The 17,223-nt window shown below is 64.8% G+C and carries 16 protein-coding genes and 1 tRNA gene; 15 read left to right on the top strand and 2 right to left on the bottom strand.

From position 1 onward, the window contains the following. Positions 1-11 precede the first annotated feature (11 nt). The 3 genes from ACTZWT_RS08160 to ACTZWT_RS08150 all read left to right on the top strand — a co-directional run bounded on the left by ACTZWT_RS08160 (position 12) and on the right by ACTZWT_RS08150 (position 2,845). Positions 12-1,244, top strand: coding sequence for an amidohydrolase family protein (locus ACTZWT_RS08160; RefSeq protein WP_444769145.1), 1,233 nt, complete (start codon positions 12-14; stop codon positions 1,242-1,244). Positions 1,245-1,285: 41 nt separating this feature from the next. Further along, positions 1,286-2,479 carry an amidase gene (locus tag ACTZWT_RS08155; protein ID WP_444769144.1) on the top strand — a complete coding sequence of 398 codons (1,194 nt, stop codon included), beginning with the start codon at positions 1,286-1,288 and terminating at the stop codon, positions 2,477-2,479. 117 nt (positions 2,480-2,596) lie between these two features. Further along, positions 2,597-2,845, top strand: coding sequence for a hypothetical protein (locus ACTZWT_RS08150; protein WP_444769143.1), 249 nt, complete (start codon positions 2,597-2,599; stop codon positions 2,843-2,845). A 51-nt stretch (positions 2,846-2,896) separates the two neighbouring features. Here the strand turns inward: ACTZWT_RS08150 and ACTZWT_RS08145 are convergent, their stop codons facing one another. Beyond that, complete coding sequence (locus ACTZWT_RS08145) at positions 2,897-3,364, bottom strand: Lrp/AsnC family transcriptional regulator (RefSeq protein ID WP_444769232.1); 468 nt, start codon at positions 3,362-3,364, stop codon at positions 2,897-2,899. Positions 3,365-3,625: 261 nt separating this feature from the next. Between ACTZWT_RS08145 and ACTZWT_RS08140 the strand changes: the two genes are divergently transcribed. The 12 genes from ACTZWT_RS08140 to ACTZWT_RS08085 all read left to right on the top strand — a co-directional run bounded on the left by ACTZWT_RS08140 (position 3,626) and on the right by ACTZWT_RS08085 (position 16,462). Then, positions 3,626-4,777, top strand: coding sequence for a PLP-dependent cysteine synthase family protein (locus ACTZWT_RS08140; RefSeq protein ID WP_444769231.1), 1,152 nt, complete (start codon positions 3,626-3,628; stop codon positions 4,775-4,777). An 81-nt stretch (positions 4,778-4,858) separates the two neighbouring features. Next, on the top strand, positions 4,859-6,028 hold the full coding sequence (locus tag ACTZWT_RS08135; protein WP_444769142.1) for a M20 aminoacylase family protein: 1,170 nt from the start codon (positions 4,859-4,861) through the stop codon (positions 6,026-6,028). Positions 6,029-6,247: 219 nt separating this feature from the next. After that, on the top strand, positions 6,248-7,114 hold the full coding sequence (locus ACTZWT_RS08130) for a VOC family protein (RefSeq protein WP_444769141.1): 867 nt from the start codon (positions 6,248-6,250) through the stop codon (positions 7,112-7,114). Positions 7,115-7,175: 61 nt separating this feature from the next. Further along, complete coding sequence (locus tag ACTZWT_RS08125; RefSeq protein WP_444769140.1) at positions 7,176-8,189, top strand: quinone oxidoreductase family protein; 1,014 nt, start codon at positions 7,176-7,178, stop codon at positions 8,187-8,189. Next, positions 8,186-8,620, top strand: a complete 435-nt coding sequence (locus ACTZWT_RS08120) for a PaaI family thioesterase (RefSeq protein WP_444769139.1) — start codon at positions 8,186-8,188, stop codon at positions 8,618-8,620. The genes ACTZWT_RS08125 and ACTZWT_RS08120 overlap by 4 nt, the downstream gene beginning before the upstream one ends. Before the next feature lie 74 nt (positions 8,621-8,694). After that, entirely contained in the window at positions 8,695-10,302 is a 1,608-nt protein-coding gene (locus tag ACTZWT_RS08115; protein WP_444769138.1) for an ABC transporter substrate-binding protein, read from the top strand. Positions 10,303-10,322: 20 nt separating this feature from the next. After that, positions 10,323-11,291 (top strand): ABC transporter permease, encoded by a 969-nt coding sequence (locus ACTZWT_RS08110; RefSeq protein WP_444769137.1) that lies wholly within the window; start codon positions 10,323-10,325, stop codon positions 11,289-11,291. Between the two features lie 2 nt (positions 11,292-11,293). Further along, positions 11,294-12,151 carry an ABC transporter permease gene (locus tag ACTZWT_RS08105; protein ID WP_444769136.1) on the top strand — a complete coding sequence of 286 codons (858 nt, stop codon included), beginning with the start codon at positions 11,294-11,296 and terminating at the stop codon, positions 12,149-12,151. Between the two features lies 1 nt (position 12,152). Next, positions 12,153-13,157 carry an ABC transporter ATP-binding protein gene (locus tag ACTZWT_RS08100; RefSeq protein WP_444769135.1) on the top strand — a complete coding sequence of 335 codons (1,005 nt, stop codon included), beginning with the start codon at positions 12,153-12,155 and terminating at the stop codon, positions 13,155-13,157. Beyond that, a complete protein-coding gene (locus ACTZWT_RS08095) occupies positions 13,135-14,166 on the top strand; it encodes an ABC transporter ATP-binding protein (protein WP_444769134.1) in 1,032 nt (343 codons plus the stop codon). Before ACTZWT_RS08100 ends, ACTZWT_RS08095 begins: the two co-directional genes overlap by 23 nt. Beyond that, on the top strand, positions 14,163-15,701 hold the full coding sequence (locus ACTZWT_RS08090) for a class I adenylate-forming enzyme family protein (RefSeq protein WP_444769133.1): 1,539 nt from the start codon (positions 14,163-14,165) through the stop codon (positions 15,699-15,701). The genes ACTZWT_RS08095 and ACTZWT_RS08090 overlap by 4 nt, the downstream gene beginning before the upstream one ends. Further along, positions 15,698-16,462, top strand: a complete 765-nt coding sequence (locus ACTZWT_RS08085) for an SDR family oxidoreductase (RefSeq protein WP_444769132.1) — start codon at positions 15,698-15,700, stop codon at positions 16,460-16,462. Before ACTZWT_RS08090 ends, ACTZWT_RS08085 begins: the two co-directional genes overlap by 4 nt. Positions 16,463-16,854: 392 nt before the next feature. Here ACTZWT_RS08085 and ACTZWT_RS08080 read toward each other — a convergent pair. Then, positions 16,855-16,928 (bottom strand) — tRNA-Gln (locus tag ACTZWT_RS08080). Positions 16,929-17,223 lie beyond the last annotated feature (295 nt).

The raw sequence follows: 17,223 nt of genomic DNA, 5'->3' as shown, positions 1-17,223 counted from the left end.
AGGACCCGTCCATGACCTTCGACCTCATCCTGCGCAACGCCGCCATCGTCGATCGCGAGGGCCGCGCCGACATCGGCATCAGCGGCGGAAAGTTCGCCGCGATCGAGGCCGGGCTGCCGGCGACCGGCGCCCCGGAGCACGATTGCGGCGGTCGCCTCGTCGTGCCGGGCTTCGTCGAGACGCATATCCACCTCGACAAATCCTGTCTGCTCGGCCGCTGCAATTGCGAGAAGGGAACGCTCGACGAGGCCATCGCCGAAGTGGTGAAAGCCAAGCGCGCCTTCACCGAGGAGGACGTGTACCAGCGCGCGTCGCAGACGCTGGAAAAGGCGATCAAGAACGGCACCAATCAGATGCGCACCCACGTTGAAGTGGACCCGCGGGTCGGCCTCACCAGCTTTCGCGCGCTGAAGCAATTGAAGCTGGACTATTCATGGGCGATCGATCTGCAGCTCTGCGTGTTTCCGCAGGAGGGCCTGCTCGACGATCCCGGCTGCGACGCGGTGATGCTGCAGGCGTTGCGTGAGGGCGCCGACGTGGTCGGCGGCGCGCCCTATATGGACAAGGATTCGCACAGCCAGATCGGCCGGATCTTCGAAATGGCCAAGGAGTTCGACGTCGACATCGACTTCCATCTCGATTTCGGGCTCGACCCCGCGCATCTCGATCTCGACGAAGTGTGCCGGATGGCGGACGCCACCGGCTGGGGCGGCCGCGTTGCGATCGGGCATGTGACGAAACTGTCGGCGATGCCCAAGGCCGCATTCGACGCCGCGGCGAAGCGGCTTGCGGACGCCGGCGTCGCCGTCACCGTGCTGCCGGCGACCGATCTGTTTCTCACCGGGCGTGACGCCGACCACAACGTGCCGCGCGGCGTCACGCCTGCGCACAAGCTGCGCGCGCAGGGCGTCAATTGCAGCATATCGACCAACAACGTGCTCAACCCGTTCACGCCGTTCGGCGACTGCTCGCTGATCCGGATGATCAATCTCTACGCCAACGTCACCCAGGTCGCGGCGACCGCCGATCTCACCGGCTGCCTCGATATGGTGACGTCTGGCTCGGCGAAGCTGATCAACCGCGCTGATTACGGCATCGCCGTCGGCCATCCGGCCGATCTCGTGGTGCTGGATTGCGCCACCAAGGCGCAGGCGGTGTGCGAGATCGCACAGCCGCTGTTCGGGCTGAAGCGCGGCGTGCGGACATTCGACAAACCCGCCGCGATGCTGCACAAACCGAACTGATCTCGCCGCGCGGCGACAACAAGAAACTCACGGAGAAGGCGATGCCGGTCGACGATACTCTGAACGCGTTCTGCACCTATGGCCTGGGCGATCGGCGGACGCAGGACAGCGGCGCGCTGGCCGGGCTGAGCTTCGCGGTGAAGGATTTCTTCGACGTCGCGGGTCTGCCGACCAGCGCCGGCAGCCCGGAATGGCTGGCGACGCATCCGGTGCCGACACAGTCATCGCCGGTGGTCGACCGGTTGTTCGCGGCCGGCGGCACCATGGTCGGCAAGACCCACACCGACGAAATGGCGTGGAGCCTCAATGGCGAGAACGCGCATTACGGCACGCCGATCAATCCGGCCGCGCCTGGGCGGATTCCCGGCGGCTCGTCGAGCGGATCGGCCGCGGCCACCGCAGGCGGCCTGGTGGATTTCGCGATCGGATCGGACACTGGCGGCTCGGTGCGGCTGCCGGCGAGCTATTGCGGCATCTACGGCATCCGCACCACGCATGGGCGGATTCCGCTCGACGGCGCGGTGCCGCTGGCGCCGAGCTACGACACCGTCGGCTGGTTTTCGCGCAGCGCCGCGTTGATGGCGCGGGTGGGTGAGGTGCTGCTCGACGGCGTCCGCGCGCCGCGCCGTCCCAAGCGCGTGCTGATCGCGCGCGATCTGTTCGACGCGCTGGAGCCGCGCGTCGTCGCGGCGCTGCAGCCGGGGCTCGAGCGGTTGACCGGATTGCTGGGCAAGCCGGAGCCGGTCGACGTCGCGGGCGATCAGCGCGCGGCATGGCGCAACACGTTTCGCGTGCTGCAATCCGCCGAAGCCTGGGCCGCGCATGGCGACTGGGTGAACGCGGTGAAGCCGGCGTTCGGTCCCGGCGTCAAGGAGCGCTTCGCCGCCGCCGCGGTGCTCGATCCCGCCGAGGTCGTCGCGGCGAAAGCGCTGCGCGAAACCATCGCGGCGAAGATGCGCGCGCTGCTGCAGGACGACGCCGTGCTGATCGCGCCGACCGCGCCCGGCATCGCGCCGCTGCGCAACAGCACGGGCGAAGCGCTGGAGACCTTCCGCGCCCGCTCGCTCGAACTGCTCTGTCCCGCCGGCCATGCCGGCCTGCCGCAGCTCTCCCTGCCGCTCGCCACGCTGGACGACTGCCCGATCGGCCTGTCGCTGATCGGCGGCCGGCATTGCGACGAAGACCTGCTGGCGCTCGCGGCGGAGCTGGAGGCGGGGACGGCGAAGCAGCACTGAGGCGCACATAGGCGCTTCTCATCGGCCGTTGACCGCGCCGGCGTCAGCCCGCCGCTTGACTCGTCAAGAACAAAATGAGAACAATTTTGTTGCGAAGCAGGCTCGGAAGGCGATTCGATGGCCGATGTCACCTACTACGTCGCGCTGCCCTTCACCGCGTCGGACGAGGGCGCGGTGCCCGGTGAGCCGGCCGAGTGCCAGAGCGCATCCGCCGCCATCCGCAGGGCCGAGGTGCTGGCGCGGACCAGCGGCAACGCCGGCGCGGTCGCGTTCAGCCGGACCGGTGATCCGTCGATCGGCGAATTTCACGACGCGGTTCTGCTCAAGGCGTTCGGCGATGTGCCGAGCGATCTGTCGGAGCTGTAGAAGCGTTTTCGAGCGAGGTCGATGCCGGCCCGCAACGACGGCGGGATCGGTTCAGCGCTGGACCGGGAACGGCCGTCCATCGATGATGGCCTCCATCGAGAAATATGAAGTGACGGTCTCCAGTTCCGTCTTGTTGATGATGGTCTGGTAGACCTTGTCGTAGTTGCTCATGTCGCGCGCCGCGATCTTCAGCATGTAGTCGAAATCGCCGCTGATCCGGTAGAACGCGACCACCTCCGGAATCGACTCGACCTGCGTCCGAAATCGCCGGAGCCATTCCGCGGAATGCCGGCGCGTGCGGACCATCACGAACACCGTCATCGGGACGCCGGCGGCCTCCTGAGAGACCCGTGCGCCATAGCCGGCGATGGCGCCGCTCGCCTCCAGAGCCTTCAGCCGCCGCCAATAGGCATTTTGCGACAGGCCCACTTCGTCGGCGAGGTCGCGCTGCGAGCGCGAAGAGTCGGCCTGCAGCGCCGCCAGAATGCGAAGGTTAATTTGATCTAATTTTGAGGTCATGATTGGTTCAAAGCCACCAGAAATTGCGCTGCAACAGGTAAAATATGTGAAGTTTTCTGCAGATTCAATGACGATAATTCGCAACTAGACGATTGCTGAAACTGACAAGCAGTGTGCCTCTCCCTGGGCGACGACCGAAGACGACGGGCCTGATCGCGATCCCGCAAATGCGGACGTGATGTCGGCCATCGCATCTTGGTTCGATCGCTCCGAGGCCCACGCGAGGTGCGGTACTTGATGACGAGTTTAGAGGTTGCGCTGGTGCAGAGTCCTTCCACCAAACCCGCAACGTTCGCGGGCCTGCCTGGCGACGAAGCGGCCGAGCGGGAGTGGGTGCGAAACGCCGTTGCCGTTCTCGAAGGGGAATCCCGTCGTTCGGTCGACACGCATCTGTTCCGCCTGAGATTTCCCGGCCTGAAGGGGATCGATGTCTACCTCAAGGATGAAAGCACGCACCCGACCGGCAGTCTGAAGCACCGGATGGGCCGTTCGCTCATCATGTTCGGACTCTGCAACGGCCTGATCGGGCCGGGCACCACGCTGGTGGAAGCCTCGTCCGGATCGACCGCCGTATCCGAAGCCTATTTCGCCGAACTCCTCGGACTTCCGTTCGTGGCCGTCGTTCCACGCTCGACATCACGGCAGAAGATCACCGCGATCGAGCGCTTCGGCGGTCGATGCCACTTCGTCGAGGGTTCCTCGGAGGTCTACGCCGCGGCGCAACTGATCGCCGCAGAGATCGGCGGTCACTATCTCGATCAATTCACCTATGCCGAGCGGGCGATCGACTGGCGTGCCGGCAATATCGCCGAAAGCATCTTCAAGCAGATGGCGGGCGAGCGTCACCCGGTGCCGGAGTGGATCGTCATGAGCATCGGCACCGGAGGGACCTCCGCGACGATCGGACGCCACATCCGCCACAGCAAGCACGACACCCGGCTGTGCGGGGTGGACGTCGAGAATTCGTGCTTCTTCGAAGCCTACGAATCACACAGCCGGGCGCAAAAATGCGCACGCGGATCGCGCATCGAGGGAATCGGACGCCCCCGGGTCGAGCCGTCCTTCGTGCCGACGGTGATCGATCAGATGATCAGGGTGCCCGACGCGGCGTCGATCGCGGCTGCCCGCGTCCTGACGTCGAGGCTGGCTCATCGGGTCGGCGGTTCGACCGGCACCAATTTCATCGGACTTTGCTATTGCGCGGCTGCGATGCTGCGCGACGGCCGGGCCGGATCGTTGGTGACCATCATCTGCGACGACGGCGAGCGCTATTCCGACACGTACTACGACGACGCCTGGCTGAAGGAGCAGGACATCGTCATCGCGCCGCATGTCGAGGCGATCGAACGCTTTCTCGACACCGGCATCTTCGAGATGCCCGGAAATGGCGCGGGGTTTGAATGTGCAAGCTGACGCCTCGCCGCGCATCCGCGGTGCAGGCGTGACTTCGAGGACCGGACCGGCAGCGAACTCGCAAACCCTCAGGATTTTTCAATGCCCGTAGAGAACTGGACATCGCGCTACCTCGACGAACTGAAGGAGTTCCGGCACGATCTGCATCGCAACCCGGAGTTGCTGTACGACGTGCATCGAACCGCGCAGCGGGTCGCGCAGCGATTGCGCGAGGCCGGCGTCGATGAAGTCCACGAAGGCATCGGCGGCACCGGCGTGGTCGGCATCATCCATGGCCGCTCCCGCGCATCGGGCCGGATGATCGGCCTGCGTGCCGACATGGATGCGCTGCCTATCCATGAGGCGACTGGCGCGGAATGGGCCTCGGAAGTTCCGGGCAAGATGCATGCGTGCGGTCACGACGGTCACACCACCATGCTGCTCGGGGCGGCTCTCGGACTGGTCGAAAGCCGCGCCTTCGACGGCACGGTCGCGATGATTTTCCAGCCGGCCGAAGAGGGCGGCGCCGGCGCCAAGGCGATGCTGGACGATGGTCTGCTGAGCCGGTTTCCGATCCAGGAATTCTACGGGATGCACAACCGTCCGGGATTTCCGCTCGGCAGCTTCGCCACCGGCCCAGGGCCGCAGATGGGCTCGGTCGACGAGATCATCATCACGATCGAAGGGCGCGGCGGTCACGCGGCACAGCCGCACGCGACGATCGATCCGGTGGTCATCGCCGCTTCGCTGATCCAGGCGACCCAGTCGATCGTCGCCCGCAACATCGATCCGCTGAAATCGGCGGTGATCTCGATCACCCAGATGGCGGCCGGCGACGCCTTCAATGTCATTCCCCAGACGGTGACGCTGCGCGGCACGGTCCGCACGCTGGATGAACCGACCCGGGATGCGGTCGAAGCGCGGCTTCGCGAATTGACGGAAAGCGTGTCCAGGGGGTTCGGCGCCACCGGGACACTGTCCTATCTCCGCCACTATCCGGTCATGCGCAATGCGGAGGTCGGCGTCGAGCGCTCGGTCGCTGCCGCCAGTGCGGTCGCGGGCGAAGCCCACGTCACCGCCGATCTGCCGCCGACCCTGGGCGGCGAAGATTTCGCTTTCATGCTCAACGAGCGTCCCGGCGCGATGATCATGATCGGCAACGGCGACAGCGCAGCGCTGCACCACCCGAAGTTCGATTTCAACGACGACGCGATCCCGTGGGGCTGTTCGTACTGGACCACGCTGGTTCGACAGCGAATGCCGCTGGGCTGAATCAGGTGAGCAAGGCCCGATGAGGAAAAGCACGCTGAGAATTGCCGCGCGCAGAGACGGAACACCTCGAAACGCGCGCAAATATGGAGAACCGCGTCGATTGGCAATCTGCAATAACGTCGACGGCGTTGGTCGAAGTGCGACGCGGGAATGAAGTGAGTGCGAACGTCGAGAACGAGAATTGTAACCGGACGCCCAACCAACCAACAAGGAGATTGAATGCCTGAATCAGAGGATGGTCATCAGCGCGGCCGACTGCCCGCTGAACTGGATCATGTCATCGTGCTCGTGCACGGAGACCTCGATGCCGCAGCTGCGGCTTACCAGTCGCTCGGATTCCATCTGACGCCGCGCGGTCACCATTCGCTGGGATCGTCGAACAATCTGACGATCTTCAAGAACAACTACCTCGAACTACTGGGCTACGAGCCCGGCAAGAAACAGCAGCGGCCGGAGCAACGGCACGACCCCAAAGGTCTGTCGGGCATCGTCTGGCGCTGCCCGGATCCGGCGCGCGCGCAACTCAACGCCGCGCATGCCGGCGTGACGCCAGAACAGCCGCTCGACTTCGTCAGGCCGGTCGAGACCAATGACGGCGTGTTCGATGCGGCGTTCACGGTGCTGCATCTGCCCAAGGTCGGGTTCGACTACGGCCGCACGTTCTTCTGCCATCACAGGACGCCGGAGCTGGTGTACCGGCCGGAATGGCAGACGCATCTGAACGGCGTCGAGAACATCTCCGAATTCGTGTTCTGCGGCGACGATCCGCGGGCGGCGCTCGGTCTGTTCGAGCGCATGTTCGGTCCGGGCCTGCTGATGGAGATCCCGGGCGGCTACGGCTTCGACGCCGCCGAAGCGCGCGTCGTCGCGCTCAGCCGCCAGGCTGCGTCCGAGCGATATGGCGCTGATGCGCCGCTGCCCGAAGAAGGCAAGACCCAGATGATCGGTCTCGGCTTCAGGACCGCGTCGCTGGCGCAGGCTGAAGCCGCGCTGAAGGCCGGCGGTGTGCCGTTCGTTGCGGCCGACGGCCGACTTCGCGTCGGCCCGGCGCACAGCTTCGGCGTCGCGATCGAATTTACGGAATAGTCCGGCTTCGGCCGATTGCGCGCGGAGCCGCGGGCAACATCAGAATCAAAGGGAGAACTCAATGCGTGCAGTGCTGCTTCATGAACATGGCGGTCTCGACAAGATGAGCTATGTCGAGGACTTCGCCGATCCGGTGCCGGGCGAGGGCGACGTGCTCGTCAAGGTCAAGGCGACCTCTTACAACTACCACGACATCTTCACGCGGCGTGGCATGCCGGGCATCAGCATCCCGATGCCGATCATCATGGGAATCGACATCGCCGGCGAAGTCGCGGCCTGCGGGCCCGGCGTCGAGGGCTGGAAGGTCGGGGATCGCGTGCTGATCGACCCGATCAACCGGGTCGAGGGCGGACTGATGGGCGAGACCCGCCACGGCGGGCTCGCCGAATACTGCGTCACCCGCGCGCACCAGTTGATCGCGCTACCCGATGACATCTCGTTCGAGCAGGCCGCCAGCCTGCCGGTGGCTTATGGCACCGCGCTGCGGATGATGACGACGATCGGACGGGTGTCGGCAGGCGAAAAGGTGCTGATCCTCGGCGCCTCGGGGGGCGTCGGAATCTGCTGCGTGCAACTCGCCAAGGCCGCAGGCGCCTATGTGATCGCCTGCGCCGGATCGCCGGAAAAGGGGCAGCGGCTCACCGAGATCGGCGCCGATGAAATCATCCTCTACAGCGAGGTCGATTTCATGCAGGAGTGCCGCACCCGCCACGGCAAGCCGCGGGCCGGCAAGGCCGCGGTCGGCGCCGGCGTCGATATGGTGGTCAACTTCACCGGCGGCGACACCTGGGTGCCCTCGCTGAAATGCCTGCGCAAGGGCGGGCGGCTCGTCACCTGCGGCGCCACCGCCGGCTTCAATCCCACCGAAGACATCCGCTTCATCTGGACGTTCGAATTGCAGATCTTCGGTTCGAACGGCTGGGAGCGCGAAGACATCCTGAAGCTGTTCGAACTGATCCGTATCGGCAAAATGAAGGCGGTGATCGACCGCACCTTCCCGCTGCAGGATGCCATCGAAGCGATGGGTGTGCTCGAGGACCGCAAGGTGCTGGGCAAGCTCGTGGTGACTCCATGAGCTCGACCGCGGCGAAGCCGCTCGACATCGCCGGCCTGCAGGCGATGGCCGACAACGCGCCCTTCATCGCGTTCTGCGGATTGAAGGTCACCGAGATCGACCTCGAGCAACAGGTGCTGACGATGCATGCGCCGTTCCGGCCCGAATTCGAACGCGGACCCGGCACCAGGCAGTGGCACGGTGGCCCGCTGGCCTCGATCATCGATACGGTCGGCGATTTCGCGATCGCCATGCTGGTCGGGGGTGGCATTCCGACGATCAATTTCCGCGTCGACTATCTGCGTCCCGCGGTCGACACCGGCCTGGTGGCGACCGCCAGGGTGCGTCGTCTCGGCCGCACCGTCGGTGTCTCCGACGTCGATCTGTTCAACGACAAGGGCGCTCTCGTCGCGATCGGCCGTGGATCCTACGCGATCCCGGCGGGCGCCTGAGCGGACCAATTTCCCGCAGAGCTCGCGCTCCGCGGCCGACCGACAACGTCCATTCTTCCTCAACGGAGATCCCAATGACTAGCAATATGAACAGACGAGTGTTCCTGGGCACGTCTGCCCTTGCCGCGATCGCCGCTGGTACGTCGTTTGGTTCGTCGTCGGCCGCGTTCGCCGCGACGACGCCGAAGAAGGGCGGGTTGCTGGTCGCGACCTGGGGCGGGTTCGAGCCGCAGGCGGTGTTCGTGCCCGGCGGCGGCGGGTCCAGCCCGCTGATCAGCTCGACCAAGATCCTCGAGCCGCTGCTTCGCCAGGACAGCAAGGCGGAGTTCTTCCCGGTGCTGGCCACCGGCCTGAAGCCGTCGGCGGACTTCAAGTCCTACGACATCGCGCTGCGCAAGGACGTGACCTGGCACGACGGCAAGCCGTTCACGGCCGACGACGTGATCTTCAGCATGAACAAATACTGGTCGCAGACGATCGCCAAGGCGGCGCTGAAGAATTTCGCCGGCATCGAGGCGATCGACGGCGGGGTTCGGGTGACGTTCAGCGAACCGACTCCCGAATTCTTCTTCAAGTCGGTGCTGGCGACCGCGCTGGTGATACCGAAGCACGTCTATGACGGCGCGGAGATCGCCACCAACCCCGCCAACAACGCACCGATCGGAACCGGGCCGTTCAAGTTCAAGCAGTGGGTGCGCGGCAGCCACATCGAGTACGCCGCCAACGACAAATATTGGGACGCCGGAAAGCCGTATCTGAACGGCCTGGTGATGCGCTATTGGAGGGACGCGGCGTCGCGCACCGCCGCGCTGGAGGCCGATGAACTGCAGCTCGGCATCTTCAATCCGATCCCGGCGCCGGACATCGACCGGCTCGCCAAGACCGGCAAGTTCGAGGCCTCGACCGACGGCTATCTCGGCGCCGCCTGGGCGTCGACGATCGAGTTCAACAGCCGACGCGACATCGTCAAGGATCCGGCGGTCCGCCGCGCCTTGCTGACCGCGATCGACCGCGAGACGATCGCCGACGTGGTCTATTTCGGCCGCGCCAAGCCCGGCACCTCGTTCGTCAGCTCCACCAATCCGAAATTCTACAACCCGAATCTGCCGCGCTACGAGTTCGATGCGAAGAAGGCGGCGAAGATGCTCGATGACGCCGGCTATCCGAAGAAAGGCAAGTCGCGCTTCAAGCTCAATCTGCTCGCCGCCGGCTGGTTCGAGGAGAACGGCAAGGTCGGCCAGTTCGTGAAGCAGAATCTGGAAGATATCGGCGTCGAGGTCAGTCTGACCGTGCCCGATCGCGCGACGTCGCTGAAGCAGATCTACGGCGACTACGATTACGACATCGCGCTGTCGAACTACGCCGCTCGCGTCGAGCTGGTGCCGCAACAGACCGACTACGTCACCACCAGCGGCATCGTCAAAGGCGCCGCGTTCCGCAACGCCAACGGCTATTCCAACCCCGAGATCGACGCCATCGTCGGCAAGATGTCGGTCGAGACCGACGAAGCCAAGCGCAAGGAACTGGCCTTCAAATTGCAAGAGATCGTGGCACGGGACCTGCCGATCACCGTCCTGGTCGAACTGATCTCGACCACGATGTTGGCCAAGAAGGTCAAGGGCATGGGCAATCGTGCCGATATTTCCGCCGACAGTCTGTCGGACGTCTGGCTCGACGTCTGAACACGAGAGGAGACCGATCGATGAAACGCGCGATCCTGCGGAGGCTGTTTCAGATCGTGACCCTGATCCTCGGCGTCATCGTGATGAACTTCACGCTCATCCAGATGGCGCCGGGATCGCTGCTCGACATCATGACGTCCGAGCAGCAGGTCACGGACCCGGCCACGCTGGAGCGTATGAAGCAATTGTACGGGCTCGACCAATCGCCCGTCGTCCAGCTTCTGCGCTACATCTGGTCGGTGTTCAGCTTCGATCTCGGCTATTCGTATCGTCAGAACGCGCCGGTGCTCGATATCATCATGGCGCAGCTGCCATCGACGCTGCTCCTGATGCTGACGGCGCTGGGAGTTGCGGTCACGCTCGGTATGATCGCCGGCGTGATCGCGTCGGTGAAGGTCAACACGGCGTGGGACGTGGTGATCTCGCTGGCGGCGGTGTTCTTCTTCGCCGCGCCGACGTTCTGGCTCGGCATCATGCTGATCATCTTCTTCTCGGTGCAGCTGGACTGGCTGCCGGTCGGCGGCATGACCACGATCGGCGCGCAGTACGGCCCGTTCGGCCACGTCGTCGACGTGCTCAAGCATCTGATCCTGCCCGCTTTGTCGCTCGGCCTGTTCTATGCGGCGATCTATACGCGGGTGATGCGCGCCTCGATGCTCGAAGTGTTCTCGCTCGATTTCGTGCGCACGGCACGCGCCAAGGGTCTCAGCAAGACGCGCGTGGTGATCGCACACGTGTTCCGCAACGCGCTGTTGCCGGTGGTGACGCTGCTCGGCCTTCAGCTCGGCACGGTGCTCGGCGGATCGGTGGTGATCGAGGCGGTGTTCTCCTGGCCCGGCATCGGCAGCCTCATGCTCGACAGCGTCATGAGCCGCAACTACCCGGTGGTGCTGGGCGTATTCGTTCTTTCGGCCGTCGTCGTGACCGTCGCCAATCTGCTGGTCGATCTCGCCTACTACCGGCTTGATCCGAGAATCCGGAGCCGATGAACATGCATGGTAGCTCTTCCTCCGCCTTCCTCGAATTCGCGGTGCGGTTCGCCCGCAACCGCGGCGCGGTGTTCGGAATGATCATCCTCGTGGTGGTGATTGGATTGGCGCTGGCGGCGCCGTGGCTGATCGACAAGAACCCGCTGCGCATCGTGTCCCGGCCCGAAGTCTGGCCGCTCACCAATCCGCGGTTTCCTCTCGGCACCGATTCGATCGGCCGTAACATCTTCGCGATGGTCGCTTACGGCGCGCGCACCACCCTGATGATCGGCATCGTCGCCGCGCTGACGGCGACGGCGATCGGCGTGGTGATCGGCGCGACCGCGGCGTGGTTCGGCGGCTGGGTCGACGAAATCCTGACCCGGCTGACCGAGCTGTTCCAGACGGTTCCCAACATCCTGCTGATCATGACGGTGGTGGCCATTCTGGGACAGTCGATCAACAATATCATCGTGGCGATCGGGATCACGATGTGGCCCGGCATCGCCCGGCTGACGCGCGCCGAATTTCTCACGCTGAAGAACCGCGAATTCGTGCTGGCGTGCCGCTCGATGGGAATGAGCAACATCCGGATCATGGCCCGGGAGGTTTTGCCCAATGCGATTCCGCCGGTGATCGTGCTGGCGTCGGTGATCATCGGCAGCTCGATCCTGTTCGAGAGCGCGATTTCCTTCCTCGGACTGGGCGATCCGAACGTGGCGAGCTGGGGAGCGCTGATCGGCGACGGCCGCACGCTGATCCGGCGATCCTGGTACATCTGCGCGATCCCCGGGCTGGCGATCATGTTCACGGTGCTGGCGATGAATTTGATCGGCGACGGCCTCAACGACGCACTCAATCCCAAGCTGAGGGATCGCTGAGATGACGGCACTGCTTGAAATCCGGGACCTGGAAGTCGATCTGTTCACCCGGCGCGGCGTGCTGCGGGCGATCGACCGGTTTTCATTGACCGTCGAGCATGGCGAGACGCTCGGCCTGGTCGGCGAGTCCGGTTGCGGAAAGTCGATGACGTCGCTGGCGATCATGGGGCTGCTGCCGACGCCGCCGGCTAGGATTACTGGCGGCGCCATCCTGCTCGAGGGGCGCGACCTGACCAAGCTCAGCGACGGCAAGATGCAGGCCGTGCGCGGGCGCGAGATCGGGATCATCTTCCAGGACCCGATGAGCTCGCTGAATCCGGTCTACACCGTCGGCTATCAGCTCGCCGAGGTGATCCGCCGGCATTTCAAGCTCGATCGACGTGCCGCGGAAAAGCGCGCGCTGGAGTTGCTCGATCGCGTCCACATTCCGGATGCACGGCGTCGTCTCGAGGCGTTTCCGCACGAACTCTCCGGCGGCATGAACCAGCGGGTGGTGATCGCGATGGCGATCGCCTGTGAGCCGAAACTGCTGATCGCCGACGAGCCGACCACGGCGCTGGACGTCACGATCCAGGCGCAGATCATCGAACTGTTGAAGGGCATCCAGCGTGAATCCCGGATGGGAATGATCTTCATCACCCACGATCTCGGCGTGATCGCCGACGTCGCCGACCGCGTCACCGTGATGTATGCGGGCAAGAAGGCCGAGGAGGCGCAGGTCGATGTCCTGTTCGACGATCCGCGGCATCCCTACACCCGAGGCCTGATCGGCGCGACGCCGAAACCCGGCGACGAGCGACGCAGCCGACTCGTCGAGATTCCAGGCACCGTGCCGGGGCTCTCCGACCGCGCGACGGGCTGTGGCTTCGCCAACCGCTGTCCGCTGGTGTTCGATCGTTGCCATGTCGAGGACCCGGCGTTGATCAGCCAGGGTGCCGGACACCAGGTCGCATGTTTCCTTGCTGCCGAAATGGAGGACCGCCATGTCGCTTCTGTCGGTGCGTAGTCTGGTCGTCGACTATCAGACCTCGTCGGGCACCGTTCACGCGGTGAACGATGTGAGCCTCGAGATCGAGCCCGGCGAGACGGTCGGGCTGGTCGGTGAGTCCGGCTGCGGCAAGTCCACCCTCGGCAAGGCGATCATGCAGCTGATCCCGGCGGCCAACGGGCAGATCGTGCTGGACGGCCAGGAAATCACCGGGCTGCGGCCAGCGGCGATGCGGCCGATCCGCGCCAAGATGCAGATGATCTTCCAGGATCCGCACAACTCGCTCAATCCGCGCCGCACCGTCGGAAACCTGATCGCGCAGCCGCTGCAGGTCGCAGGTTACGACAACAAGGCCGTTGCCGAGCGGGTTTCCGAACTGATGGTGCAGGTCGGACTTCCGCCGGACGCCGCCGCGCGTTATCCGCACGAATTCTCGGGCGGTCAGCGGCAGCGGATCGGCATCGCCCGCGCGCTGGCACTGAAGCCGAAACTGGTGATCTGCGACGAGCCGGTGTCGGCGCTCGACGTCTCGATCCGCGCCCAGGTGATCAACCTGCTGCAGGATCTGTCGGACAAGCTCGGCGTGTCGTATCTGTTCATCTCACACGATCTGACGATGGTGCAGCACATCGCCGACAAGCTGATCGTGATGTATCTGGGACGGATCGTCGAAACCGGGTCTGCCGAGACGATCTGGAAGCATCCGGCGCATCCCTACACGCAGGCGCTGCTGGCGGCGGCGCCGGTCGCCGACCCTGGCGTGATGCGCGGCCGCCGTCGCTTCGTGCTACAAGGTGACCTGCCGAGCCCGACCAATCTGCCGGAAGGTTGCGCGTTCTCGACGCGGTGCCCGTTCGTCACCGACCGCTGCCGGCAGGAGCGGCCGAACTTGCGGTCGCTCGGCGAGAACCGGAAGACGGCCTGTCACTACGATCTGGTCGACCAGCTCGATACCACAGAGAACAAGTCCACATCGTCGTTCGGCCCCAAGGTCGAGGGCAAGTACAAGGTAGGAGGATGGGCATGAGCGTCCGTTGGAAGAATCTCGGAGATCTGGTGGATCGTTCCGGCGATCTGAACCGCCCTGCGATCATCGATTTGCGGACCGACCAGCCGAGGGTGTGGAGCCACATCGAAATCGACCGGCTCGCCAACGGCGTGGCGTCCTATCTGACCGGGCTCGGCTTCGCCAGAGGAACGACAGTGGCGATCCTCGCGTCCAATCGCGCCGAGTATATCGCGACCTATTTCGGCATCATGCGGGCGGGCTATGTCGCGCTTCCGGTGAACACCAAGCAGCCGCCGGAGACGATCGATTTCGTTCTGCGCGACTCCGATTCGAAATTCGCCTTCGTCGACGCGCAGGCGCGGCGCCTGTTGCCGGAGGGGATCCCGTGTCTCGACTTCGACGACGAAGGGCAGGGCGGCTTTGCAGCACAGATCAAGCCCGGCGATTTCGAAACGGTGGAAGCCATGCCGGGCGAGCTCGGGCAGATCCTCTACACCTCCGGCTCCACCGGACGGCCGAAAGGAGTCGAGCTCAGCCACGACAGCCAGCTCTGGGCACTCAGCACCAAGGTCGGCGACGCCGACAGTTCCAACGAGGTCTACATCATCGCGCAGCCGCTGTTCCACATGAACGGGCTGTTCGGCGCCAAGGCCATCTTCGCCAGCAACGCCTGTATGGTGCTGATGCCGGGATTCGACGGCCGGCGCTATCTGCAGGCGCTGGCGGATTACGGCGTCACCGCGGTCACGGCGGTGCCGACGATGTTCGCGCGGCTGCTGCGTGAGCCGGATCTGCTCGCCGCCAATGATTACAGCCGGCTGAAGCGGCTGGCGCTGGCCTCGGCGCCGATCACCCGCGCGATGGCCGACAAGATCCAGGCGGCGTTTCCGTCTGCCGCCCTCACGCACGGCTATGGCACCACGGAAGCCGGCCCCGCGGTGTTCGGCGCCCATCCGCAGGGCAAGCCGCTGCCGCCGATGACGATCGGCTATCCGATCGATCCGGCGATGGTGAAGCTCGTCGACGGACCGGACGACAACGAGGGCGTGCTGCTGATGCGCAATCCCGCGTTGATGAACCGCTACCGCGGCATGCCGGAAAAGACGGCGTCGGTGATGCGCGACGGCTGGTACTACAGCGGCGACGTGATGCGCCGCGACGCCGACGGATTCTATTACTTCATCGGCCGCGCCGACGACATGTTCGTCTGCGGCGGCGAGAACATCTATCCGGGCGACGTCGAGAAGATGCTGGAAGGCCATCCCGCGGTTCGCCAGGCGGCCGTCGTGCCGCTCGCCGACGAGGAGCGGGGCCAGATGCCGGTGGCTTTCCTGGTGCTTGCCGACGGCCAGCACGCCACCACCGAGGACATCAAGGCCTACTCGTTGCGAAACGGCCCGACCTATCAGCATCCGCGCCGCGTCAGCTTCGTCGCCGACCTGCCGTGGGCCGGCACCAACAAGATCGACCGTGCCGCGCTGATCCGTGAAGCCCGGGAGCTCGAGGCGAGCAACGGCTGGTCGGTGTCGTCCGGCGCGGAAGCCGCGGCATGAGCGGACGGCTGGCCGGCAAGATCGCGCTGGTGACCGGGGCGAGCCGCGGCATCGGAAGGGCGATCGCAATCGAGGCGGCGCGTGAAGGCGCGCTGGTCGCGGTTCACTATGCCGGCGCCGCCGATGCGGCCCAAACCACGCTCGACAGCATTCGCGACGCCGGCGGGGACGGATTCATCCTGCAGGCCGATCTGTCCGAGAAGGACGGCCCCGACACGCTCGCCAAGAGATTTCTGGACGAGGTGGAGCGGCGAACCGGGCAGCGGACGTTCGACCTTCTGGTGAACAATGCCGGCCATGGCGGCCGCCACGGCATCGACGAGGTCGATCTGGACATCTTCGACCACATGATCGCGGTGAACTTGCGCGCACCGTTTTTCCTGATCCGGGCGTTGCATCCCGCGATCAGGGACGGCGGCCGCATCGTCAATGTCTCGTCGATGGGGACGCGCGCGGCGGCTCTGTACATGAGCATCTATGCGCCGTCCAAGGCGGCGCTCGAAACGCTGAGCGTGGTGCTCGCCAAGCAGCTCGGCCCTCGCGGCATCACCGTCAACGCCGTTCTGCCGGGCGCGACCGTGACCGACATGAATCCGCTCGACAAGGATCCGGCACGGGCGGCCGCCACCATCGACTCGATCGCGCTCGGACGCCTCGGCCAGCCACGGGACATCGCGGAGGTTGTGATGTTTCTGCTGTCGCCAGCCGGCGGCTGGGTCACCGGCCAGAGGATCGACGCGTCGGGCGGACAAAGGATTTGATGCTCACGATAGAGCTGTGATGCACCTGTAGCCGTGCGAGTTCGCTCGTTGTCCTTCCAGACGGATATCCTGGTTCATTCAGGGCAGAGCGGCTCATCGATTGATTGCAGCGATATCGTCCTTGCCGCATCCATTGAATCGTCATCCTGAGCAGCCCGGCGAAGCCGGGCGTCTCGAAGGATGCGGAGACGGCATCGCCTGCGGCGCATGGTTCGAGACGGCGCTTCGCGCCTCCTCACCACCATGAGGCTGTGCCTTTGGTGAGCAACCCAGAACACTGGTTGCCGATTCCATCGCAAGGGAGACGGCTGTAGAATGAAAGAACGCTGGGACCGCGTTGGCACCCGCCATAAGATGCTCAATGATTTCAGCTATTTAACGCGATCGCGGAATGGCTGGGGAACTAGGATTCGAACCTAGACAAACAGAGTCAGAGTCTGTTGTGCTACCGTTACACCATTCCCCACCGCCTAAATGCCGAATGGGATCAGGCATTTATCTGGTGCCGGGCGCGGGCTGAATTGACGCTTCACGCCCCGGATGTGGGCGACTTCTAACGGGCTCGCATCGTCCCTGCAAGGGCTTCCTGCGGAAGAAAGCCGGCGGGACACCGATCCGTCCCACCTCGTTCCGCTGCCTGCTGGGCCTCGCCGGGGCGACTGTCGTCGTTCGCCCGCCGGGACGGAGATCGGCGACGGCCTGTCTCCGAGCGGCATCTGCGCGACAGCTCTCTTCACGCTCCTGTCCGGCGCGGACAGTGG

Origin of the sequence: Rhodopseudomonas sp. NSM (assembly GCF_052445935.1) — a bacterium.
Taxonomy (GTDB): domain Bacteria; phylum Pseudomonadota; class Alphaproteobacteria; order Rhizobiales; family Xanthobacteraceae; genus Rhodopseudomonas.
Note: the sequence above shows the minus strand (reverse complement) of the source record. Positions and strands in the feature narration are given on the sequence as shown.